A 22,128-nucleotide genomic window follows, 5' to 3' on the forward strand; every position below is an offset into this window, starting at 1 on the left:
GCTCTGTGCAGTCTTGAATATTGACCACCATGAAACAGGAAAAGCTGACTATGCTTACCCGCCGACCATTCGGCGACTCACACATTGGGGGTCGTCGCCGATTATCGAGACGGGTACCCAGTGAATCGAAGAACTGACCAGTTCGATACCGCCGGGAAGAATCCACGACCACGCGCCCTCCGCAGAGCCGCACTGAGTGTGCTGCCGCTCGCCCTCGCCATTGGCCTGCTGGGCTCTCCGCCCGCGTCGGCCACCGCGGGCCCGGCGGCCGGTGTCCGCACCGCCGCCGTATCCGCCGTCGGCCCCGCCGACCGCGGCTCGGTCGTCGACTACTGGAAGGCCGGCGGACCCGGCGTCAGGGCAGCCGCCGAGGCGGCGCTGACCGGCAGCGACACCGACGTACAGAACTTCCTCGCCGCGGCGGACGGCCTGGCGTTCCAGGACGAGCGGGTGACCGCCGCGCAGTTCGCCTCCGTCGGCGGCCCGGAGCTGCTGACCGCGGCGCGCACAGCGCTGAACGGTACCCGGGAGCAGTTGGAGACCTTCCTCAGCTGGGGTTGGGAAGCCCCGATGCGGCAGGACAACCGCGTCCGTGTCGCCCAGATCGTCGACACCGGCGGCCCCAATGTGCAGGACGCCGGCAGGGCTGCGCTGAACGGCACTTCCGAGGATGTCCGAAAGTTCCTCACCCAGGGCCAGTACGCCCAGCGTGAGCAGGACGAGCGGGTGCAGCTCGTCCAGATCGTCAGCGTCGGCGGCACCAACGTGCGGGCGGCCGGGCGTATCGCGCTGAACGGCACCGCCGAGGACATCCGGGAGTTCCTGGAGACCGGCCAGTTCGTGGCCCGCGCGAAGGACCAGGAGCACGCCACCATCGCCGAACTCGCCGCACAGGCGAAGGAAGCGGGACGACAGGCGGCCGAGCAGACCGCCGCGGCCAAGACCGAGTCCGCCAAGGCGGTCAAGGCCTCCCAGCTCGCCAAGGAGGCCGCGCAGGAGGCGGAGGCAGAGGCCAAGGCGGCCAAGGACGACACAGGCAGGGCCGCCCGGGCCGCCAAGCGGGCCGCCACTGCGGCCTCCCAGGCAGCGGCCTCGGCACAGCGGGCGATCGACGCGGCCAGTGCCGCCAACAACTCGGCACGCGTGGCCGCCAACGCGGCCTCTCAGGCGGCGGCTGCCGCAGCAGGCGCCTCCCAGGCGGCCTCCCGGGCCCGCAACGCCGCCGCGGACGCTGCGGTGGACGCCGGAAACGCGAACGCCGCACGCACCGCGGCCGAGGATGCCGAGAAGGCCGCCGCAGGGGCCACCCTGGCCGCCGACGCCGCCGACCAGGCGGCCAAGGCAGCCGATGCAGCGGGTGACGCGGCGCACTCGGCGGCCAGTGCCGGCGCCAACGCCAACGCCGCCGCCGACGCCGCGATCGAGGCCGGCAACTACGCGGGCCAGTCCAGCTCCGCAGCCGCCGAGGCCCGCGCCGCAGCGGCAGCCGCCAAGCGGCACGCGACCGAGGCCAACCGCGCGGCGGCTGCCGCCGAGTCGCTGGCCCGTAGGGCGGCCACGGCAGCCCGCGAGGCTCGGGACGCCGCCAAGTCCGCGGCCACGCACGCCAAGAACGCCGGCAAGGCCGCCAAGGAAGCCGCCGACCAGGCCGGCAACGCGGCACAGGCCGCCACCAGGTCGACCGAGCACGCGAACGCCGCCACTACAGCCGCGAACGACGCCACCAAGGCCGTAGCCACGGCTCAGGCTGTCTACAAGCTCGCCCGCGAGGTCGAGAGCGAGGAACTGCTCGGCCGCACCAACGGCGGCATCGAGCTGGCCAAGGACGACAAGGCCGCGTACGACGCCCGGACCGTCGAGCAGGCCGCCCGGGACAAGGAGGTCAAGGACCGCCGGGCCGAACGGGACCGGCTGGTCGCCGCGGCCGCCGAGCCGGGCGCCGATCTCGCGTCCGTCGCCAAGCAGGGCCGTGACCTGGCCGTGCGGGTGATGAAGGACGGTACGGCCTGGGGCCGCGGCGCCGCCGAGGCCGCGCTGTCCGGCCCCGACGAGGTCGTCATCGACTATCTCCGGAACGGCTGGAGGACCGCCGAGCAGCAGGACGACCGCTCCTACGTGGAGCGTCTCGCGGAGGAGAGCGAGGACCAGGCCGTGCGCAGCGCGGCCGAGATCGCCCTCGGCGGAGACGCTGCCGCGATCACCGCGTTCGTCGAGAACGGGCAGTACCAGGCCGGCGCCCAGGGGATGCGCGTCGCCATCGCCCAGGTCCTCTCCGCCGCCGGGCCCATCGTCATCGAGGCCGGCCGCAAGGCCCTGGCCACGGGCGACCCGAAGAAATACAGCGAGTTCCTGGTCGTCACGCAGTACGGCGCACGGACCCAGGACGAGCGGGTCAAGGCCGCGCAGCTCATCGACAGCGGCAGCCCCGAGGTGAAGTCGGCGGCCCGGGTCGCGCTGGAGGGTTCGCCGCAGGCGCTGCACGCGTTCGTCGTGTCCGGCCAGTACAAGGCACAGCGCAAGGACTATCTGGCCGTCACTCATGTGGCGCAGGTCCAGAAGCTGTTGGCGGACGCGGCGAAGGTCGCCGCCACCGCGCAGAAGAACGCCGCGACCGCCCAGAAGGTCGCCGCCACCGCCCGCAAGGCGGCAACCGAGGCCGCCGAATGGTCCAAGAAGGCCGACGCCGCAGCGGCCAGGGCCAACGACTACGCCAAGCAGGCCGACAAGTACGCCAAGGACGCCGAGACGTCCGCCGCCCAGGCCGCCGCGTCGGCGAGAACGGCCCGTGACGCCGCGAACCGCGCCGATGTCTCGGCCAACGACGCGGCCCGGTCAGCGGCCGACGCCACACTCTCCTCGGAAACCGCCCAGGCCGCCGCGTCGAACGCCGCGTACTACGCCGAGGACGCCCGCAAGTCGGCGGTCGCGGCGGGCAAGGACGCGGACGCCGCGCTCAAGGCGGCGACAGAGGCGTTCACCGTCACGGTCAAGAAGTACCGGGAAGAGGAGGAGGCGCGGCGCAAGGCCGCCGTCGCGGCCAAGGAGAAGGCGAAGAACGAGGACGGCCGCCGTGCCGCCGAGGTCTACCGCTGCCAGCAGGGGATGGTCCCGTGCGACCCGCAGGACTTCGCCCGCTGGTGCCAGCACTCGGAGATCGCCTGCGACATCGTGGCCCACGGTGAGGAGTTCGGCGATGCCATGGAGCAGCTGTGGAACGCCGAGAAGGAGCTGCTGGGTCTCAGCCAGTTCGAGAAGTGCCTGCAGAAAAAGGACTTCGACAGCTGCAAGGGCGTCGCGGTGGACGCACTCCTCAGCGCCAAGCTCAAGACGCTGGAACGGGTCTACGACGAGCTGAAGCTCCTGAAGCGCGGTTGCAAGATTGTCGGCACCGTGCCGCTGAGGACGGCGAGCCCGGCGAGCTTCACCACGACCGCGGTGGCCGCGTCGGGCGCGGCCTCTTGTGGGGAGCACAGTGTTCCCGGGCTGCCCCGGGCCCTGGACGAGATCAAGGACTCCGGCGGCTGCGACGTGTGCGCCGAGAAGATCAGGAAGAGCCTGGGAGGCGGCAAGATCGTCACCATCAGGCCGGTGGACGAGGCGATCCTTCCGAAGTACCGGGGAGTGGACGCGGGTTGGTTCTTCCACGTGGTGGTGGTCCACAACGGCCGGGTCTACGACGCTTGGACCGGACGGGCCGGCGACACCATCGCCGAGTACAAGGCCCAGTGGACCAGACACAACATCATCGACTTCGGGTTCTAGGAGACGCGTGAACGACAGGCAGTCCATCGAGGCACTGCGCGACAGTCCAGAAGGGTACGGCCGGGACGGCACCTACTACGCGACGCTCATGTTCCTCACGGGGATGGACGTCGGCAGGTCGGGCGGGATGCTGCGTGGCTTCACCGAGTGGCTGGTCGTCCGCAGGGGTGAGTGCAGCAGTTTCTACTGGCACAAACTCGTCCTCCTCGATGTGTTCCCCGACATCGACTTCAAGGACTGGAAGAACCCGGACCACTTGACGCCGGAACAGCACCGGGAGGCCGTGGACCATCTGTTCTCGCTGGTCCTCGAATTCCTGGACGTGCGGGACCGACCGCACGAGATGGGGCTGATGTACACGCGATATCACGCGATGTACGCACACATCTGGGGATAGTTGAAAGAGCCGCTCCATCGGAATCTCACCGATGGAGCGGCTCTCTCGTCCTTCGTGCCGGCCTCAGTCGAACCAGCGGTCCCGCTCCAGTTCCTCCGTCCGGGACGGGTCCTCCAGCAGTGCCGCCACCTCGAAGCGTCGGGGCCACTGGGCCGCTGCCCAGGCGAGGCCGGCGGCTACGCCCTCCAGGGTGGAGGCGTGGAGTACGCCGTCTCGGGTGCGGCGCCAGTCGATCTCGACGCCGTCGACGACCAGTTCCTCGTGTTCGACGTAGGTGGCGGGGGTGAGAGGGCCGAGGAGGACGCGGACGGAGTCCGGTACGTCGTGTTCGGTGCCCTCCGAGGTGACCTCGCCGGTGATCGACTCGCTCAGGCGTCGTACCTGGAAGAGTTCGGCCAACTCGGCTGCCCGGGACGGGCGTACGGGGAGGAGCGGGACGCCCGCGGTGAAGGGGAGCAGGTCGGGTGAGTCGACCACCATCGCGTCCGCCGCGTCCACGACTGTGACCTCGCCGTCGACGACGGCTCGCAAGTCGTCGGGGAGAGTGACCTGTTCGGGGTCCAGGTCGGCCAACGCTACGTACAGGGCGTGCAGTTGGGCTCCGGTGACCTCGCGGTCCGGGTCGGCGAGGCGGTCGAGGAGTTCGGCGGCGCCGCCGGGCTCGTCGAGGAGGGCGGCGACGGAGGTGCGGACGCCGAGGGCGCGCAGGACCTGTTCGTCGTCGAAGCCCGTCGCGTCCGCCTCGTCGTACAGGCCGCGGAGGAGCGGGTCGCCGCCGGACGCCAGCAGGCCCGCCGGGCGGCGGCCGTCGAGCACCGGGTGGCCGCGCAGCCACCAGGCCGTGTAGGGCCGTACGACCTCGTAGGAGCCGTCGGGGAGCAGGATGCGGACCTGTTGGGTGATCGCGTCGCGGAGGGGCGGCTGGGCGAGGAGGGCGAGGGCCTGGGGCCAGCGGTCGTCGTCCACGAGGTCGAGGTCGCGGACGGCTACGAGTTCCGTGGCCACGGGTGGGACGGGGGTGTCCGGGAAGCGGTCGAGGACGTCCTCGGACCATACGTCCACCGAGTCCAGCAGGCCGGGATCGTCCGGTTCCGCGAAGTCGCTGTCGCGGGGCTCCAGTTCGTCCGGGTCCAGGACCACGTCGGTGGCGCGGACCAGGGCGAAGGTGGCGAGGACTCCGCAGGCGGCGAGGGGTTGTTCGCCCCAGCGCTCTGCCAAGTCCGCGTCCACGAAGGCCAGTTCGTCCTCGCGCATCACCTGCGCGAACGGGCTGCCGGGGAGGACGAGTTCGCCTGCGGGCGCGAGTTCGCCCTCCTCGTCGGGGAGGGCCAGCGCGCCGAGCCAGGGTTCGTCGCCGGGTTCCAGGCCCGCGTCCCGGACGAGGGCGAGCACCGTGTCGGCCAACTCCTCGGCGTCCGGGGTGGGTTCGTCCCATACGGCGCCGCCCTCGTCGTCGAGGGAGGCGGCCACGGCGGCCCGTACCTGGGGTGTCGTGAGGACCGCGCGGGGGGTCGCGGGCAGGGCGCCGAGCTTCTCCAGGAGGGGGTGGGCGGCGTCCGGATGGGCGACCTTGAGGCCCAGACGGGCGAGGACTTCGGGCTCTACGTGGGCGGAGTCGGGGGTGGGGAGGAGGACCTGGCGGGGGCCGATCGTCGTGCGCCCGTCGGCGAGCGGTACCGGCAGGCCGGAGAGGCGGTCCGGGTCCACGCCCGCGAGGCTGTCGTAGAGGCGTCGCCACCAGTCCGGGGCCTTCTCCAGGCCGGCCAGGCGGTCGATCGCGTCGGTGAGGGGGACCCTGGCCACGCCCAACGTCCGTAGTTCCACGCGGCGTTCGAGGCCTGCGGGGAGGAGGGTGGGGAGGACCTCGGCGAGGACGCGGACGGTGTCGGTGCCCGCGCCCTCCACGACCTCGGCGTCGCGGGGGCGCAGGGACTCGGGCAACTCCGTGTCGTCGGTGGGGGGTTCGACGGCGGGCGGCAGGAAGGCGGTGCGCGGCAGGCGGTCCAGGATGGCCTGGCGGAGGGTGCCGTCCAGCTCGCCCTTGCCCAGCGGGCCGGGCACGAGGTCGATGATGCCGGCGGTCACCGGGCGCCAGGCGGCGAGGAGTTCGACGTAGGCGTCGGCCGCGCGCTCCACGACGAAGTCGGTCAGCGGGCCGGGGGCCGCGTGGCGGCGGGTGGTGTCGAGCGGGAGGGAGGCGATGAGCAGCGCGGGGACGCCGAGGGGTTCGTCGCTGGGCGTGGGCGCGTGGACGACGGGGCTGGTGCGGGGGTGGGCCGGGGTGCCGTCGGCGTCGACGGGGACGGCCCAGGTGACGGACCAGTGGGGCCGCAGCCGCTCCTCGACGGGGCGGTCGGCGAGGAGTTCCCTGGCGAGGTCGCCGTGTGCGTCGGCCGTACGCCAGCGGGTGGTTCCGTCGCGGCTGTCGTCGACGACGGTGTCGGCGCCGACGGTGCGGCGCGTGAGGCTGCGGGGTGTCTGGTCGCCGATCTCGATCACTACCTCCACCAGGCCCGGCAGGGCGAGCAGGAGGGCGTCGTCGACGGCGTTCAGGAGGCGCTCGGCCAGGTCCTCGGCGGCGGTGTCGCGCAGCGGGAGGATGACGACCGTGTCGTAGGAGTCGGGGGCACTGCCGACGGCGGCGAACGGGAGGCGGAGGAGGGGGATGTGGCCGTCCCGGCGGCGAATCTCGGTGCCGAGGCCGGGGCTGTGGCGGGCGGTCTCGTCGGCGAGTTCGCGGGCTTCGGCGAGGGACCAGCGGACGCCGCCGTGGCGGCCCACCAGGGCGGGTTCGTCGGTGACGGCGACTACGGCGGCGAAGCCGACGCCGAAGCGGCCTACGGCGCTGTCGCCGGCGTCGCGTTTCGCGGAGGCGCGGAGGGTGGAGAGGGATTCGACGCCGGCCGCGTCGAGGGGGGCGCCGGTGTTGGCGGCGCACAGGACGCCGTCGCGGAGGGTGAGCCGGAGGCGGCCGGCGACGCCTGCGCGGGCGGCGGCGTCGGCGGCGTTCTGGGCGAGCTCCACGACGAGCCGGTCGCGGTAGCCGCCGAGGACGAGGTCCTCCTCGGCGTTGGCGTCCTCCCGGAAGCGGGCCGGGCTGGTCGCCCAGGCGTCGAGCACCCCACGCCGCAGACGGGCGGTCCCGAACGGGTCGGCACCCTCGGCAGCGGGCCGCACGAACTTACTCACGTACGTTCACTCTCCTCATCGGCGTCGCGATGAAGGTACCGCGCGGCGGGGGGTGCTGGGTTTTCGCCCGCGGGCGGTGGTGGGGGTCGGGGGCGCGGCGGTACGGCGAGCCCGCCGCAGGTTGCGCCCCTCTGCGGGTTGCCGAGTGGCCGGCGTTGGGACCAGCTGAGCGGCGGGCTCGCCGTACCGCCGCGCCCCGCTCCCGTACGTTGGCGGCCGCGGGTGCGTGGCTCCGCAGCAGTCGTCGGGTTACGGGTGGAATCGCCAGCGGCCTTCGGTGACTACGTCCACCTCGCCGTCTCGGACGCGGAGGGCCGTGTCGTCGTCGATGAAGTAGATCGGGAAGTCGGCGCGGGCGGTGATGCGGTCGGCCCAGGGGTCGTCGCGTTCGGGGAAGTCCGGCGAGTAGAGGTGGGGTTTGAGGTACCAGTCGAAGAGGGCGAAGGGTGGCTGCACTGTTGTCGCGCCGAGGAGGTGGAGGTCTGCGGTGTCCCCGATGACGTCCGCGGAGTGCTCGGTGAGGTTCTGGCTGAAGATCATCGAGCCGGCGCTGACGCCGACGTAGACCCGGCTCTCCAGTGCCTTCAGGAAGCCGTCGGTCAGGCCGTTGGCTGTGATGCTGCGGGCGAGGTGGTAGTGGTTGCCGCCCTCGACGTAGATGACGTCGGCGTGGAGGAGGCGGTCGAGTACCAGTTGGCGGGGCAGGCCGTTCAGCTCCAGGATGTCGAACTCCCGCCAGCCGAGGGCGTGCAGCCGGTTCATGTCCTCGACCAGCCAGGTGTGGTCCCCGGGTTCGGCGAGGGACGCGGTGGGGACGAACACGACGTTGGCCGCGCTGAACGGCTTGCCCAGCATGTCCCGGAGTGCTTGTCGCAGCGTCTCGTTGCGCAGTCCGCTTGCCGTCAGCAGAAGATTCATCTGGTTCATCGGGGGAGCCAAGCACGGGGGCCGACCAGGACGCCACATCGGACGTGGCCGACACTGCTCAGCGAACGTCCGTCTCGGGCTCCGGAACCGGTAGTTCGTCGAGGTCGAGGGTGAAAGTGCGGCCGTCGGCCAAGGGGATGAGGAGTTTGCCGGTGCCGTACTTGTGGGTGTGCGCCGCGATGTAACCCGTGGCGGTCGGCTGAGTGTGGAGGACGACTTCCCTCGCGTAGGGGTCGACGACCAGGTGGATGGGGATGCCGTAGCGGCCGTACTTCGCCGTGCAGTCGTCGTAGTCCTCGCGGACGGACGAGGTCGAAACGACCTCGGAGATCAGCAGGACGTCTTCGAAGCTGTAGCGCGTGCCTTCCCGGCGGGCGTCATCGCGGAGGATGGCCGGGTCGGGGGCGGAGTTCTCGTCGGCGGGGAAGTCGATGTACACGTCGGAGGGGGTCTTCGCGTGTCGCCCCAGGGACACGGCCGTGTCCCACTGCATCGACTTGATCGTGCTGGAGTGCTCATAACTCCGCGGGGTCAGGATGATCTTGCCGTCGATCCCGAAGAGCACCGCATGCCCTTCGGGAAACTCGGCACGCATGATCGCGTCACCACTCACGGCGCTGCCCGCCCCTACGAGTGCCCCAACTCCGCCGAATCCTCGTCCACGCCCACCGAAACCGAGCCCGAGTCCGCCGACGGGCGGAGGGGGAACGGGTCGACCATCGTCTCGTCGATGACCGGGGCGGGGGGCTGGGGTGGTTTGGGCATGACGGCTGCCTCGGAGTGGCCGCCGCAGCCGTAGGAGAGGGAGACCACGTGGCCGTCGGCCGGGGAGAACTCGTTCGCGCAGACTCCGAACGCCTGGCCCAGGGAGCCGCCGACGGCGACCAGGAAGCCGCAGCTGACGCAGGCCGCGGGGGCCGCCTGGGCCATGGGGGTCTTGGAACCGAAGCCGTCCTCCCAGCGGTCGGCGGCGACGTGCAGGCCGTAGCGGGAGAGGACTCGGGCCCGGCGGATGCCGAGTTCTTCCGCGACCGCGGCGATCGAGCCGCGGGTGGGGGCCATGGGGAGGGTCGCGGGGGCGCCCGCGGTCACCTCCGCGTCCTCCGCCTCGACCAGTTCCGCCATCTCCTCCGAGACGGCCGAGTTCGGCGGGGGCTCGTCCTCGCCGGTGTAGCCGGGCTCCAGGCGCAGGTCCTCGGCGTCGGTCGGGAGCAGGTCGCCGGGGCCCATGTCGCCGGGGCGGAGGCGTTCGCTCCACGGGACCCATTCGGGGGCGAGGAGGGAGTCGGGGCCGGGGAGCAGGACGACCTCGTCCAGCGTCACCAGCTTCGCGCGGGACGCCCTCGCGACCGTCACCGCCCAGCGCCAGCCGCGGTAGCCGAACTCCTTGCACTCGAAGAAGTGCGTGACCACACGGTCGCCCTCGGATTCGAAGCCCGCGTGCTCGCCGACCACGCCGGGCGCGGCGGCCTCCTCGGCTGCGGCCCGGGCGAGGTCGACTGCCTCGGCGCACAGGCGGTCGGGGGTGCGGCTTCGCGTGGTCGCTGCGCTCACAGGTATCGCTTCTCTCCTACGCCGTCTCACGGGTGCGCCTGTTGCGGCGAAGGGAGCGGACGGAGCGGCTGAAAGACATGTACCAGGCCCTTGGGGGCACTGGTGAGGGGCCGCGTCGACGTCCGCGCCCGATCGCGCTCGGGCGCGCCTACACCATCCATTCTGCGGGATGGCCGAGAGGCGCGCGGCCGAGAACAATCGCCACGGCGCGCTACGCACGCTACCTTCTCCCGGGCCATGCGCCCACACCGACAGCCCCTTGGGCGGTGCGCGGCGATCAAACAGAGACCTGCGGATGCCCGTGCGGCCCTAGTCCTCAGACCTGTGCAACGGCACTGAATCCGCCCCCACAAGCCGCCATACGTGCGGTAACGGCACTACTCGCGCCGTTCTCGGGGCACTATGACGGGGTGGCAGCCGCGAGGTCGCCCCAGGGTGCCACCGGTGTCGGTGGAGCCAAGGGGAACATCCGAGGTGGCGGTTCGGGCCGGGTCGGCGGTTCCGTCCGCGCGATGGGTCGTGCCCTGCACTTCCCCGTCACCGGTACGGCCCGCGGCATCCGCAAGGCGACCCACGCGCACGGCGCGGGCGAGTCGGGCCTCGGCCGGCTGATCGAGCTGCACGCGGTGAACGGCGCCGGCGATGTCATGATCACCGTCGCCCTCGCGTCGACCGTGTTCTTCTCCGTGCCGACCGACGAGGCGCGGGGGCGGGTGGCCCTGTATCTCGCGATCACGATGGCGCCGTTCACGGTCCTGGCTCCGGTGATCGGGCCTCTCCTCGACAAGCTTCCGCACGGGCGCCGTGCCGCGATGGCCGCCGCGATGCTGGCGCGGGCCCTCCTCGCGCTGATCATCTCCGGCGCGGTCGCCAGCGGCAGCCTGGAGCTGTATCCGGCGGCCCTGGGCGCCCTGGTGGCCTCGAAGGCGTACGGCGTCGTCAGAAGCGCCGTGGTGCCCCGGCTGCTGCCGCCCCGCATCTCCCTGGTGAAGGCGAATTCCAGAGTCACCCTCGCGGGGCTCCTCGCCACGGGCGTCGCCGCGCCGATCGCGGGCGGCCTGCACGCCATCGGCGACCCCTGGCCGCTCTACGGCGCCTTCGTGATCTTCGTGGCGGGTACGGTCCTGTGTTTCCTCCTGGACCCCAAGGTCGACTCCGCCAAGGGCGAGGACACGGCGCTGCTCGCGGCCGACGAGAACCATCTGCACGGCCCGCATCCCAAGGAGGTCAAGCGGCCGGGGCTGCGCACGGTCGGCATCGCCGTCACCCACGCGCTGGGCGCCAACGCGGCGCTGCGCTGGCTGTCCGGCTTCCTGACCTTCTTCCTCGCGTTCCTGCTGCGCGAACATCCGATGACCGGCCAGAGCGCGGCCGTGTCGCTGGGCATAGTCGCCGTGTCGGCGGGCGTCGGCAACGCGCTCGGTACGGCGGTCGGGTCCTGGCTGCGGCAGCGGGCGCCGGAGATCATCATCGTGACCGTGGTCGCGCTGGTGCTGGGCGCGGCGATCACCGCCGCGATCTTCTTCGGCGCCGTCCTGGTGGCCTGCCTCGCCGCCATGGCCGGCTTCTGCCAGGCGCTGGCCAAGCTGTCCCTGGACGCGCTGATCCAGCGGGACGTGCCCGAGCTGGTGCGTACGTCGGCGTTCGCGCGCTCGGAGACGATGCTCCAGATGGCCTGGGTGCTGGGCGGCGCGATCGGCATCGTGATGCCCCTGAACGGCGCCCTCGGCTTCACCCTCGCCGCCGCGGTCATCGCCCTGGGCTGGCTGACCACCCTGCGGGGGCTGCTCGCCTCGGCGCGACACGGGACCGGCGGGCGCCCGCGGGTCGCCTGACCCGCATCACGGGCACGGCGGCGACCGGCGCCTGCGCGTCGCCTGACCCGCGCCACTCCGGCACAACGGCAGCGCAAGCCCGCGCGTGGCCTGGCCCCGGGCGCACGGCACGGCGGTACCGGGCGCCCGCAGGTCGCCCGGCCCGCGCCACCCGGCACGGGACCCGCGGGCGCCCGCGAGTGGCCTAACCTCCGGGCCCGGTCCGGCACGCCGTACCCCACGTGGGGGGAGGACTGGACGGGCCCGATAGCCTTCGCCCCATGACCATGCAATCCGCTGTGCGACGCCGCCGCGCCGTCGCCGCCGCCGGCGCCGTTTCCGCCGGACTGCTCGTCCTGTCGGCGTGCGACAAGCCGACGCCGATCTCGACGATCACCGTCGGGAGGAACTCGGTCCACACGGAGGCCACCTGCTACAACGACGGCGACGCGGTGAAGACCGCGGAGCTGGCGAAGTGCCTGAAGGCCTCCACGTCGATCTCGGTCGACCCGGACGAGACCGTGCGCTTCGGTGTCGACCCGAAGATCGCCGACAGCGGCTGGACGATCCTGATGAACGGTCAGCCGCTGACCGACTCCAGCAAGAAGACCTACCGGACGATCCCGGGCAGCGTGTTCTTCAACACCCAGTACGGCGCGACCGGCAACTCCACCGTCGTCTCCATCAAGGAGGGCGACAAGACGGTCAAGGGCATCTGGTCCTTCAAGTTCAAGAAGGACTCCTGACCACGTCGTCCCCACGCGTCCTCGTCGCCACCGCCGTCCCGGCCGAACGGGACGCGGTGGCACGGGCGTTGACCGGCCTCATATGGGATGTCGTCGCCGTCGGGGTGGGGCCGGCCGCCGCTGCCGCAGCCACGGCCACGGCCCTCAGCCGCGTCCCCTACGACCTCGTCGTCTCCGCGGGGATCGGCGGCGGTTTCCAGCCCGACGCGCCCGTCGGCTCCCTGGTGGTCGCCGACGAGATCACCGTCGCCGACCTGGGCGCGGAGACGCCCGACGGGTTCCTCCCGGTCACCGAACTCGGTTTCGGCACCGTCACCCACCGTCCGCCGGCCGCACTCGTACGAGCGCTGGCGACCGCGAGCGGCGCCCGCCCCGGCACCGTACTGACCGTGTCCACGGTGACCGGTACGGCCGCCCGCGCCGCGGAACTACGCGCCCGCCACCCGCGGGCCCTCGCGGAGGCGATGGAGGGCTTCGGCGTGGCCGAGGCGGCCGTCGCCCACGGCGTCCCCGTCCTGGAACTGCGCGCGGTCTCCAACCCCGTCGGCCCGCGCGACCGCGCCGCCTGGCGCATCGGCGACGCGCTCGCCGCCCTGACCGAGGGATTCGGGAAGTGCGCGCCCGTACTGGAGAGTTGGGAACAGGTATGACCTCATCGACCGAGCCGCTGCGGATCGCGTACTCCCCCTGCCCGAACGACACCTTCGTCTTCGACGCCCTCGCGCACGGCCGGGTGCCGGGCGCGCCGGCGCTCGACGTGACCTTCGCGGACATCGACATCACCAACGGCATGGCCGAGCGCGGTGAGTCGGACGTGCTGAAGGTGTCGTACGCCGTGCTGCCGTACGTGCTCGACGAGTACGCGCTGCTGCCCTGCGGGGGCGCGCTGGGGCGGGGGTGCGGCCCGCTGGTGCTCACCCGGGGCGCCGGCGTGGACCTGACGGGCCGTACGGTCGCCGTGCCGAGCGAGCGGTCGACCGCGTATCTGCTGTTCCGGCTCTGGGCGGCGGACACGGTTCCGGGCGGGGTGGGCGAGATCGTCGTCATGCCGTTCCACGAGATCATGCCGGCCGTGCGGGACGGGAAGGTCGACGCGGGGCTCGTCATCCACGAGGCGCGCTTCACGTACCGGAACTACGGGCTGCACAAGCTCGCGGACATGGGCGAGCACTGGGAGGCGACCACCGGTCTGCCGATCCCGCTGGGCGCGATCATCGCCAAACGGTCCCTGGGCGGTGAGCGGTTGAACCTGCTCGCCGACTCGATCCGGACGTCCGTCCGCGCCGCCTGGGACGACCCCGAGGCCTCCCGCCCGTACGTCATGGCCCACGCCCAGGAGATGGACCCGTCCGTCGCCGACCAGCACATCGGCCTGTACGTCAACGAGTTCACCGCCGACCTCGGCGAGGACGGATATGCCGCGATCCGGGGGCTGTTGACGCGTGCGGCGGCCGAGGGGCTGGTGCCCGCCCTCGGTCCCGACGCACTGTCATTTCCCTGAGCTCCCGCCACCGGTCGCCGGACGGAGTCCGGCACAGCCGTCCGCAGCCCGCGCAGCGGCGCAAGGACGGCAGAAGGAGGGGCGCCGCGATCCGGGGGCTGTTGACGCGTGCGGCGGCGGAGGGGCTGGTGCCGCCCCTCGGGCCGAACGCGCTTGAATTCCCGTCGGTGTAGTCGGTGTAGCGGCTATACGTCCAACTGGTCGGCGACCGCGCGCAGTAGTCCCGCGATCTTGCCGCCGGAGGCCTTGTCGGGGTAGCGGCCCTTCTCCAGCATCGGGGTGATGTTTTCGAGAAGGGTCGTCAAATCCTGGACGATGGAGGCCAGTTCGTCCGGCTTCTTGCGCTGGGCCGCCGCGACCGAGGGGGTCGGGTCGAGCAGCGTGACCGAGAGTGCCTGGTCGCCGCGCTGACCGGCGACGACCCCGAACTCCACGCGCTGTCCGGGCTTCAGGGCGTCAACTCCGGCGGGCAGTACCGAGGAATGGACGAAGACGTCGCCGCCGTCGTCGCGGGAGAGAAAGCCGAAGCCCTTCTCACTGTTGAACCACTTGACCTTGCCGGTGGGCACGTCTGTCCTCGTCCTCGTACTCGTCGGAAAACTGCTCGGAAAACGCTGGGGAACTGCCGGTACCAAGGCTAATGGTCTTCAGGCCGGTGACAAGACGTCGCCGGACTGTTCCTGTGCGCAGGGAACTACCCTGGTCGAGTGCGTGACAAAACCCAAACGAATTCCGCCGTGGCCGGTGACCGACTGATCCGTGCCGGTGCCATCGTCTTCTTCGTCGGTGCGGTGGCCACACTCGTCACCGTGGTACCGCTGCTGCTCCACACGACGCCTTTTCCGACGTACATGTACCTCTTGAGCATGCTCATGGGCGTCGGATTTCTGCTCGCCGCGGCCGGTGTGCTCCAGTCCGTGGCCGCCGGACGGCGTCAGGCGCGCGCCGGGAGGTAGTCCCTCAGGTAGTCCGAAAGCCATCGGGGGAACTCGGTGAGATCGCCGAGCACGACATCCGCACCGGCCGTCCGCAACTCCTCCGCATCGCACGGCCCGGTCGCGACCGCGACCGACAGGGCGTCGGCGCCGCGGGCACCGCGTACGTCCCCGACGTGGTCGCCGACGTAGACGCTCGCGCCCTCCTCGCGCAGCGCCTCCGCCTTCCGCTCGGCCCACAGGTCGCCGATCACGGCGTCGGCGTCGATGCCCAGGTGCGCGAGGTGCAGCTTCGCGTTGGGCTCGTACTTCGCGGTGACGACGACCGCCCGCCCGCCGGCCCCGTGCACGGCCGCTATCGCCTCGCGGGCGCCGGGCATCGCGGGGGTCGCGGCGATGGCGATCGACGGGTACATCTCGCGGTACAGGTCGGACATGGCGGGCACCTGGTCCGCCGGGAACCAGTTGATCAACTCGTCGGCCAGCGGCGGCCCGAGGCGGGTGATCGTCAGATCGGCGTCGATGTACGTCCCCGTCCGCTCCGCCAGCGCCAGATAGCAGGCGTGGATGCCGGGCCGGGAGTCGATGAGGGTCATGTCGAGGTCGAAGCCGACGGTCGGGGCGGGCGAGGAGTAAGACGTCATATGGGCCATTGTGCCCAGTCGCCACGACGATCCCACCGGGCCCTCGACCGCCCTACCGCTGCCGTTGCGACCGCCACACCAGGAACAGCGCCGACGCCACCGCCGCGCCGCGCACCACCCACGGCCAGGTCTGGGAGATCGCGTCGTTCATGTGGCCCTGCGCGATGGGGGTGCCCCAGCGGCCGTCGTTGCGGCCCCACAGCCAGACGATCCCGGCCGCGACGGCCGCCGTCGGCAGACCGATCACCGCCGCCTTCGTCTCGGCGTCGGTCAGCCGCCGGGACGCGTACGCGATGAGCCAACCCAGCAGCAGCGCGAACCAGTTGCCCAGTACGGCGCCGACGACCAGCAGCGCGGCGGCGATCAGGAGGAGGGGGTTGGACCAGCCTCCGGTGGGGAGGCGGGGGACGATACGGCGCCGGCGGGCGGGGGCCTCCGGTTCCTGCTCGACGGCCGGTGCGGCCGACGCCTCCGGCTCGGCCTCGGGTTCCTTCTGGAGCGTCTTCGGGGGCTCCTTGGGCGGCGGGGGCTTGAGCAGCTCCGGGATCTCCACGCCGCCGGTGAATCCGGGGACGCTGTCGCCGAGCGCGAAGCCGTTGCCCTCGGTCCGCCACCAGTCGGGCCGCAGCACGCTGTCGCCGAGCTCGGCCGCGCTCGCGAGATGCGGCGGAGCGGCGGCGTTGTCGGGTTCCGGTGCGGGCGCGGCCTTGGTGAGGCGCGGGCGCGGTACGACCCGGCGCAGGCCCTTGGGCCGTGGATCGTCCTCGCGGTCGCGCTGTACGGGGACGGAGGTGGACGGTGCCCGGGGGACACCGGCGCCGGTGCCGGCCGCGGCGACGACCTCGTCCGGGGAGCCGAGGCCCTTCAGGATGCGCTGCACGGCGGCGGGAGTGTCGGCGGTGGCCCCGGCGCGCTGCCGGTCGATCTCGTTGCGCAGCTCCGAGACCAGCCGCATGCGGGTGACCGAGGGCAGCTGGCGTTGCTGCGCGACGTCACCGACGCGGCTCAGATACTCGTAGACGACCTGGTCGCTCTCGATACCCACGAAGTCCCCTCCGGGGCGGGTGCGTTGGATACCCCGTGGTGACAGACGTTACCGCCAGCGGGCCCGCTGCCGGGAACCTCACGTCCCGCGCGCTCCCCCGCGGTCACACCCACCCGCTACCGTGGGTCGGATGAGCACTCCGGCCACGCCGCCCCGTTCGCTCGCGGAGGCACTCCGAACCAGGGACGACGCCTCCCTGGCCGCGCTGCTGCGCACTCGCCCCGACCTCATCACGCCCGTGCCCACCGATCTCACCCAGCTCGCGACCAGGGCCGGAACGCGCGCTTCGGTGGTGCGCGCGCTGGAGCGGCTGGACCGTTTCACGCTCCAGACGGCGCAGGCGCTGGCCGTGGCGGCGGACCCGGCGCCGTACGACGAGCTGCTGGGGCTGATGGCGGGCGACGCGCGCGATCCGGCGGTGGTGCACGCGCTGCCGCGCGCCGTCGCGGCGCTGCGCGAGCAGGCGCTGGTGTGGGGCGGGGACGACCGGCTGCGGCTGGTGCGGACGGCGCGCGAGCTGCTGGCGCCGGCGCCGCAGCATCCGTCGCCGACCGGGCTCGGTCCCACGGTCGCGGAGGCCACGGCGGGCATGTCGCCGGGCCGGGTCCAGGAGCTCGTGACGGCGGCGGGCCTGCCCTCCACCCACGACCCGGTGTCGGCGGTGGCCGCGCTCACCAGGCTGTTCACGTCCCGGCGGCGGATGAAGTCGCTGCTGGCCGGTGCCCCCGAGGAGTCCCTGGAGGTGCTGAACCGGCTGGTCTGGGGGCCGCCGTACGGGCAGGTGACGGCCGATCCGGCGGCCCGGCTGCGCTGGCTCATCGACCGGGGGCTGCTGCTGCCGACGGCGCCCGGGACGGTCGTACTGCCGCGTGAGGTGGCGCTGCATCTGCGGGCCGGGCGGGCGCACCGGGAGGCGGAGCCGGTGGCGCCGGCGGTGGAGGCGAAGGCGACGCACCGGCCGCAGGTGGTGGACGCGGCGGCGGCCGGGCAGGCGTACACGGCGCTCGCGACGGTCGAGGAGCTGCTGAAGGACTGGGACGAGGGCGGGCCGGCGGTGCTGCGGGCCGGCGGCCTCAGCATCCGTGACCTGAAGCGGACCGCCGTCGCGCTGGACCTGGCGGAGCCGGTCGCCGCGTTCTGGGTCGAACTCGCCTATGCGGCGGGCCTGTTGGCGTCCGACGGCGAGGCGGACGAACGGTATGCGGCGACTCCGGCCTACGACGAGTGGCTGCAACTGCCCGCCGCGCGGCGCTGGACGCACCTCGCGGAGACCTGGCTGACGGCGACCCGGACGTCCGGGCTGGTCGGCGGGCGGGACGCGAAGGAGCGCACGCTGTCGGCGCTGGGCCCCGGCCTGGACCGCTCGGCCGCCCCGGAGGTACGGCACCGGGTGCTCACGCTGCTCGCCGCGCTTCCGGAGGGCGCCTCGCCGTCCGCGGAGTCGCTGCTGGCCCGGCTGCGCTGGGAACGGCCGCCGCGCGGAACGGGCGGCGGGGCGCCGCAGTCCGACGACGACCTGCGCAGCCGCCTGGCCCGCTGGACGCTGGACGAGGCGGAGTCGCTGGGGGTGACGGGGCGGGGCGCCCTGTCGGGGCAGGGGCGGGCCCTGCTGGGGGCGGCGAAGGGGACGGGGACGGCGGCGGGGAGCGCTGCGGCGGCGAAGGGCGCGGTGGCGGGCGGTGCGGTCGCCAAGGACACGCCGTCCGATGCCGGTGACAAGCTGCCCGTCCACCACCGCGCGCCCGCTCCCCCCGAGCCCCTCTCCCCCGCCGAGCAGGCCGTGGCGAGTGCCGCCGCCGCCCGGCTGCTCGCCCCGCTGCTGCCGGAGCCCTTGGACCACGTCCTGTTGCAGGCGGATCTGACGGCCGTGGCCCCCGGCCCGCTGCAACGACCGCTCGCCGATGTGCTGGACGTGCTCGCCGACGTGGAGTCGAAGGGCGGGGCGACGGTGTACCGCTTCACGCCGGGCTCGGTGCGCCGCGCGCTGGACGCCGGCCGCTCGGCCTCCGATCTGCACGACTTCCTCACCGCGCACTCCCGTACGCCGGTCCCGCAACCGCTCGCCTATCTGATCGACGACGTGGCCCGCAGACACGGCCATCTGCGGATCGGCGCGGCCTCGGCGTATGTGCGCTGCGACGACGACGCGGTGCTCAGCGAGATCCTCGCGGACAAACGCTCGGCGGGCCTGCGGCTGCGCCGCCTCGCGCCGACCGTGCTGGCGGCGCAGGCCGATCCGGCGGCGCTCCTGGACGGGCTGCGCGCGATGGGCTTCGCGCCGGCCGCCGAGTCCGCGGACGGCGATGTCGTCATCACCCGCGCCCACGCCCACCGCACCCCGCCCCGCACGGCTCCGGAACCGGTGCCGGACGGCCCGCCGACCCCGGACACGACCCTTCTGTCGGCGGCGATCCGCGCGATCAGGGCGGGCGACCGCGCCTCCACGACGCCCCTCAGGACGACCCCTTCGCCGACCGGTGAACTCCCGCGCACCGGCTCCGCCGAGACCCTCGCCACCATGCAGGCCGCCGTCCTCACCGGCACCACCCTCTGGATCGGCTACGTCAACGCCGAGGGCTCCGCCAGCCAGCGCGTCATCGCCCCCATCCGCGTGGAGGGCGGCTTCGTCACGGCGTACGACCACACGGCGGACGAGGTGCGGACGTATCCGCTGCACCGGGTGACGGGGGTGGCGGAGCTGGCGGAGGGGTAGGGCGGGGGTCAGTTCAGGTAGCGGTCCAGGGCCTCGACGGAGTCCGCCACGAAGGTCGGGCGCCGGGCCATCTTCCGCAGCTCGTCCTCCGTGACCCACGCGTGCCAGGCGATCTCGTCCGGGTCGGGGGTGATGGCGGTGATATCCGCGATGTCCGTACGGACGACCGCTTCGTGGACGCCCATCCAGTAGGGGCTGATCACGCCCCGGCACAGGTACTTGAAGGCGAACCGGACCGGCGTCACCACCCCTAGTTCCTCGGTGAGTTCACGGGCGGCCGCCTGCTCGTAGGACTCCCCGGCCTCGGCCGCGCCGCCGACCAGGAAGTTGTACTGCCCCGGGAACCGGGCCATGTCCGCCGCCCGCCGGTGCACCAGGACCCGGCCCTCCCGGTCCCGGCAGACGGTCGTCGCGACCCGGTGCAGCCAGTGCCGCGCGATGGCCTCATCCCGGTCCACCGTCCCGACCGTGCGGTCCTGTTCGTCCACCCGGTCCACCAGTTCGCCCATGGGCCCCACCCTCGCAGACGGCGCCCGGCCGGTGGAGCGCGCGGAGGGCCCGGCGCATCTCCTCGGTGAAGCGGAGGCCGGCCGGGAGGAGTTCGCCGCTGCCGAGGAGTGTGTCCACGGCGCCGCGCGTGTGCCCGAACCAGGTGGTGTGCTCCCGCTCGGCCCGGTCGTGCGGCGCCGCCGCGGTCGCCTCGGTGTACCAGAAGTCGCAGACGCCGAGATGGGCGTACGTCCCCTGGAGGAGCGCGTCGAGCGGGCGCGGGTCGGGGCGCCAGGGGGCGTGGTAGAGGGTCGGTGACACCGGGCCGTGCAGCGGGACCAGGTCGAGCAGGGCGCCGAGTTGGACGTGCAGGAACTCGTGGACCAGGGTGAGGGCGAGGAGCACCGGATCGCCGGGCGGGGAGAGCGCGACCGCGCCGTAGGCCCGCCGGGCCGCGGAACTCACCGCCGTACCGCCGGGCGCCGGGCGCAGCGGCACCAGGGTGGACAGACAGGCGGCGACGGCACGGGCGTGCCAGGGATGACGGCGGACCAGGACCTGCCAGGCGCCGTCCAGCGCGCGCTGCCAGCGGCGGACCTCGTCGGCGCTCTGCTCACCGGCGGGCGGGTGGCCGTGGACGGCGCGGAAGGGGCCGCGGTCGGCGAGCCGGACGCGCAGTACGGCGCCGTCGCACTCGGCGGACAGCAAGTGCGGTCCGGACAGCGCGGCCGGTCCGCCCCGGACCAGTTCGCCGAACCAGGCGAGATCGGGGCGCCCGCCACGTGCGGACTCGGCCAGTGCTCTGGCCAGGCCCTCGTCGAGGTAGGGGTGGAGCAGCGTCTCCTGCCAGCGGTCCGGGTCCTCGCGGCGCATCCGGGACAGCAGCAGGCACGGCTCCTCGAAACCGGCGTCGGGCGGCAGCGACCGCCGTACGGCCGCGGCCAGCACCATGCGTTTGCCGAGCTGGCCGCGCCGCAGCACCGCCACCGCCGCCGGGCCGCCCCGGGCACGGGCGACGGAGTCGAACAGGGCCGGGTCGAGGCCGAGCGCGGTGCGGGCGGAGGGGGCGTCAGGGGGGAGGACCGACACTGAGGGCTTGCTCCTCTCGGGCGGGTCGGGCGTACGGCACCACCGTCAGGCCGCCGTCATCCGGGGGCCGGCCCCGCCGCCGCGAGCAGCGTCGCCGTGACGTCCCGGCTCAGCCGGCCGGCGATGTGGTCGACGAGGACGGCGAGGTCCGCGCAGTAGACGGAGGGGGCGGCGAAGGGGGTCGGCGCGGCGGCGGGGTGATAGCGGTGGGCGTACAGACCGCCGCCGCAGACCGCGGCGCGGGGGCAGGCCGCGCAGACGGGGGCGAGTCCGGCGAGGCCGCGCTGACGGGCGCGGAAGGCCTCGTGGCGGGCGGCGTCGGCGAAGGTGTGGCGGAAGACGTCCAGGCCGGTGGCGGGAGCCCCCGGGTAGGTGACCTTGAGGCTGTCGGCCTGCTCGATGGTGCCGTCGGTCTCCACGACCACGAGGTCGACCGGGGTCAGTCCGACGGCCTCGCTGCGGGCGGTGCCGCCGAGGAGCAGCGCCATGATCTCCTCGAAGAGCCGGATCCCGGTCTCCCGCCGCGGGGCGCCGTACCAGCGGTCGAACACCGCGCACAGCCAGCGGGCGTACGGCACCGGCTCCGCGGGGACGGCGCCGGGGGCGGTGCGGGGCGGGGTGGTGCGGGTGGGGAGGCCGGGCGGCGGGGTGTGCCAAGTGGCGTGCGGCAGCAGCAGGTTGAGCCGCGGCGGGGCGAACTCCAGCAGCGCCTCGTAGGTCTCCACCGGGTCGGCGGCGAGGTCGATCGCGCACAGCAGCCCGGCGTACAGGTCGCGGTGGGGGCCGTCGGTGAGGAGCCGCAGGGCCCGGGCGACACCGGCGTGGCTGCCGCGCCCGTCGGGACGCCGGCGGTGCCGGTCGTGGGTGGCCTCGGTGCCGTCGAGGCTGACGCCGATCCGGACGCCGTGGCGGGCCAGGACCGGGAGGAGCGCGGGGTCCTCGGCGAGCCGGAGGCCGTTGGTCTGGAGGGTGACGCGCAGGGCCGCCACCCCGTCCAGGGCCTCGGCGAGCGTGCGCAGCACGGCGTCCAGCCGGGTGGCGCCCACCAGCAGCGGCTCGCCGCCGTGAAGCACGACGTGGGCCTCGCGCAGGCCGTGCGTGCGGGCGTGTTCGGCGATGTGCGCCGCCGCGCGGAGCACGGTGCCGGGGGCCATGGCCCGGGGGCGGTCGCGCCAGCTCTGGTCGGCGGACTCGTAGACGTAGCAGTAGTCGCACGCAAGGTTGCAGCGGCTGTGGATCTTCAGCAGGAACTGCCGAAAGGGAACCATGGGCCGGCCTCGCTGGATCGCACCGGTGCCGAAACCGCTCCCGCCGACGGCCCGG

The 22,128-nt window shown here is 73.1% G+C and carries 18 protein-coding genes; 8 read left to right on the forward strand and 10 right to left on the reverse strand.

Features of this window, described 5'->3' with window-relative positions; all coding sequences use genetic code 11:
- Positions 1 to 198 precede the first annotated feature (198 nt).
- Together ACQHII_RS21570 and ACQHII_RS21575 are read left to right on the forward strand one after the other, a co-directional pair.
- A complete protein-coding gene (locus tag ACQHII_RS21570; RefSeq protein WP_427920841.1) occupies positions 199 to 3,762 on the forward strand; it encodes an ALF repeat-containing protein in 3,564 nt (1,187 codons plus the stop codon).
- Between the two features lie 7 nt (positions 3,763 to 3,769).
- On the forward strand, positions 3,770 to 4,159 hold the full coding sequence (locus ACQHII_RS21575; RefSeq protein WP_427920842.1) for a hypothetical protein: 390 nt from the start codon (positions 3,770 to 3,772) through the stop codon (positions 4,157 to 4,159).
- Positions 4,160 to 4,222: 63 nt separating this feature from the next.
- Here ACQHII_RS21575 and ACQHII_RS21580 read toward each other — a convergent pair whose 3' ends face one another.
- The 4 genes from ACQHII_RS21580 to ACQHII_RS21595 form a co-directional block, all read right to left on the reverse strand.
- On the reverse strand, positions 4,223 to 7,348 hold the full coding sequence (locus ACQHII_RS21580; RefSeq protein ID WP_427920843.1) for a sacsin N-terminal ATP-binding-like domain-containing protein: 3,126 nt from the start codon (positions 7,346 to 7,348) through the stop codon (positions 4,223 to 4,225).
- Between the two features lie 249 nt (positions 7,349 to 7,597).
- Positions 7,598 to 8,266, reverse strand: coding sequence for a Type 1 glutamine amidotransferase-like domain-containing protein (locus tag ACQHII_RS21585; protein WP_427925385.1), 669 nt, complete (start codon positions 8,264 to 8,266; stop codon positions 7,598 to 7,600).
- A 67-nt stretch (positions 8,267 to 8,333) separates the two neighbouring features.
- Entirely contained in the window at positions 8,334 to 8,870 is a 537-nt protein-coding gene (locus tag ACQHII_RS21590; protein WP_427920844.1) for a Uma2 family endonuclease, read from the reverse strand.
- A gap of 32 nt (positions 8,871 to 8,902) precedes the next feature.
- On the reverse strand, positions 8,903 to 9,829 hold the full coding sequence (locus tag ACQHII_RS21595) for a DUF3027 domain-containing protein (RefSeq protein ID WP_427920845.1): 927 nt from the start codon (positions 9,827 to 9,829) through the stop codon (positions 8,903 to 8,905).
- 410 nt (positions 9,830 to 10,239) lie between these two features.
- On the opposite strand from ACQHII_RS21595, the gene ACQHII_RS21600 reads away from it, so the two are divergent.
- The 4 genes from ACQHII_RS21600 (at position 10,240) to ACQHII_RS21615 (ending at position 13,890) form a co-directional block, all read left to right on the forward strand.
- Positions 10,240 to 11,664, forward strand: a complete 1,425-nt coding sequence (locus ACQHII_RS21600; RefSeq protein ID WP_427920846.1) for an MFS transporter — start codon at positions 10,240 to 10,242, stop codon at positions 11,662 to 11,664.
- A gap of 260 nt (positions 11,665 to 11,924) precedes the next feature.
- Positions 11,925 to 12,389: a DUF2771 domain-containing protein gene (locus ACQHII_RS21605; protein WP_093632010.1), complete on the forward strand. Its 465-nt coding sequence runs from the start codon at positions 11,925 to 11,927 to the stop codon at positions 12,387 to 12,389.
- Positions 12,359 to 13,039 (forward strand): futalosine hydrolase, encoded by a 681-nt coding sequence (locus ACQHII_RS21610; protein ID WP_427925386.1) that lies wholly within the window; start codon positions 12,359 to 12,361, stop codon positions 13,037 to 13,039. The genes ACQHII_RS21605 and ACQHII_RS21610 overlap by 31 nt, the downstream gene beginning before the upstream one ends.
- Positions 13,036 to 13,890, forward strand: a complete 855-nt coding sequence (locus ACQHII_RS21615; protein WP_427920847.1) for a 1,4-dihydroxy-6-naphthoate synthase — start codon at positions 13,036 to 13,038, stop codon at positions 13,888 to 13,890. The genes ACQHII_RS21610 and ACQHII_RS21615 overlap by 4 nt, the downstream gene beginning before the upstream one ends.
- 185 nt (positions 13,891 to 14,075) lie before the next feature.
- Here the strand turns inward: ACQHII_RS21615 and ACQHII_RS21620 are convergent, their stop codons facing one another.
- The gene (locus ACQHII_RS21620; RefSeq protein WP_019072514.1) at positions 14,076 to 14,459 is read right to left on the reverse strand and encodes a cold-shock protein; all 384 of its coding nucleotides are present in this window, start codon (positions 14,457 to 14,459) and stop codon (positions 14,076 to 14,078) included.
- Positions 14,460 to 14,597: 138 nt separating this feature from the next.
- On the opposite strand from ACQHII_RS21620, the gene ACQHII_RS21625 reads away from it, so the two are divergent.
- Complete coding sequence (locus ACQHII_RS21625) at positions 14,598 to 14,846, forward strand: hypothetical protein (protein ID WP_427920848.1); 249 nt, start codon at positions 14,598 to 14,600, stop codon at positions 14,844 to 14,846.
- Here the strand turns inward: ACQHII_RS21625 and ACQHII_RS21630 are convergent.
- Both ACQHII_RS21630 and ACQHII_RS21635 read right to left on the reverse strand, forming a co-directional pair.
- The gene (locus tag ACQHII_RS21630; RefSeq protein WP_427920849.1) at positions 14,825 to 15,478 is read right to left on the reverse strand and encodes an HAD family hydrolase; all 654 of its coding nucleotides are present in this window, start codon (positions 15,476 to 15,478) and stop codon (positions 14,825 to 14,827) included. The genes ACQHII_RS21625 and ACQHII_RS21630 overlap by 22 nt on opposite strands.
- A gap of 43 nt (positions 15,479 to 15,521) precedes the next feature.
- A complete protein-coding gene (locus ACQHII_RS21635) occupies positions 15,522 to 16,514 on the reverse strand; it encodes a hypothetical protein (RefSeq protein WP_427920850.1) in 993 nt (330 codons plus the stop codon).
- A gap of 130 nt (positions 16,515 to 16,644) precedes the next feature.
- Between ACQHII_RS21635 and ACQHII_RS21640 the strand changes: the two genes are divergently transcribed.
- On the forward strand, positions 16,645 to 19,227 hold the full coding sequence (locus tag ACQHII_RS21640; RefSeq protein ID WP_427920851.1) for a helicase-associated domain-containing protein: 2,583 nt from the start codon (positions 16,645 to 16,647) through the stop codon (positions 19,225 to 19,227).
- Positions 19,228 to 19,235: 8 nt separating this feature from the next.
- On the opposite strand, the gene ACQHII_RS21645 is transcribed toward ACQHII_RS21640, so the two are convergent.
- Genes ACQHII_RS21645 through ACQHII_RS21655 form a run of 3 tightly spaced genes read right to left on the reverse strand, consistent with a single transcriptional unit; the run spans position 19,236 to position 22,073 of the window.
- Positions 19,236 to 19,736, reverse strand: coding sequence for an NUDIX hydrolase (locus ACQHII_RS21645; RefSeq protein ID WP_427920852.1), 501 nt, complete (start codon positions 19,734 to 19,736; stop codon positions 19,236 to 19,238).
- The gene (locus ACQHII_RS21650) at positions 19,672 to 20,805 is read right to left on the reverse strand and encodes an aKG-HExxH-type peptide beta-hydroxylase (protein WP_427920853.1); all 1,134 of its coding nucleotides are present in this window, start codon (positions 20,803 to 20,805) and stop codon (positions 19,672 to 19,674) included. Before ACQHII_RS21650 ends, ACQHII_RS21645 begins: the two co-directional genes overlap by 65 nt.
- A gap of 56 nt (positions 20,806 to 20,861) precedes the next feature.
- Complete coding sequence (locus ACQHII_RS21655) at positions 20,862 to 22,073, reverse strand: FxsB family cyclophane-forming radical SAM/SPASM peptide maturase (RefSeq protein WP_427920854.1); 1,212 nt, start codon at positions 22,071 to 22,073, stop codon at positions 20,862 to 20,864.
- Between the last annotated feature and the right edge of the window lie 55 nt (positions 22,074 to 22,128).

The sequence above is a fragment of the Streptomyces sp. cg40 genome (assembly GCF_050320165.1).
Lineage (GTDB): Bacteria > Actinomycetota > Actinomycetes > Streptomycetales > Streptomycetaceae > Streptomyces > Streptomyces hokutonensis.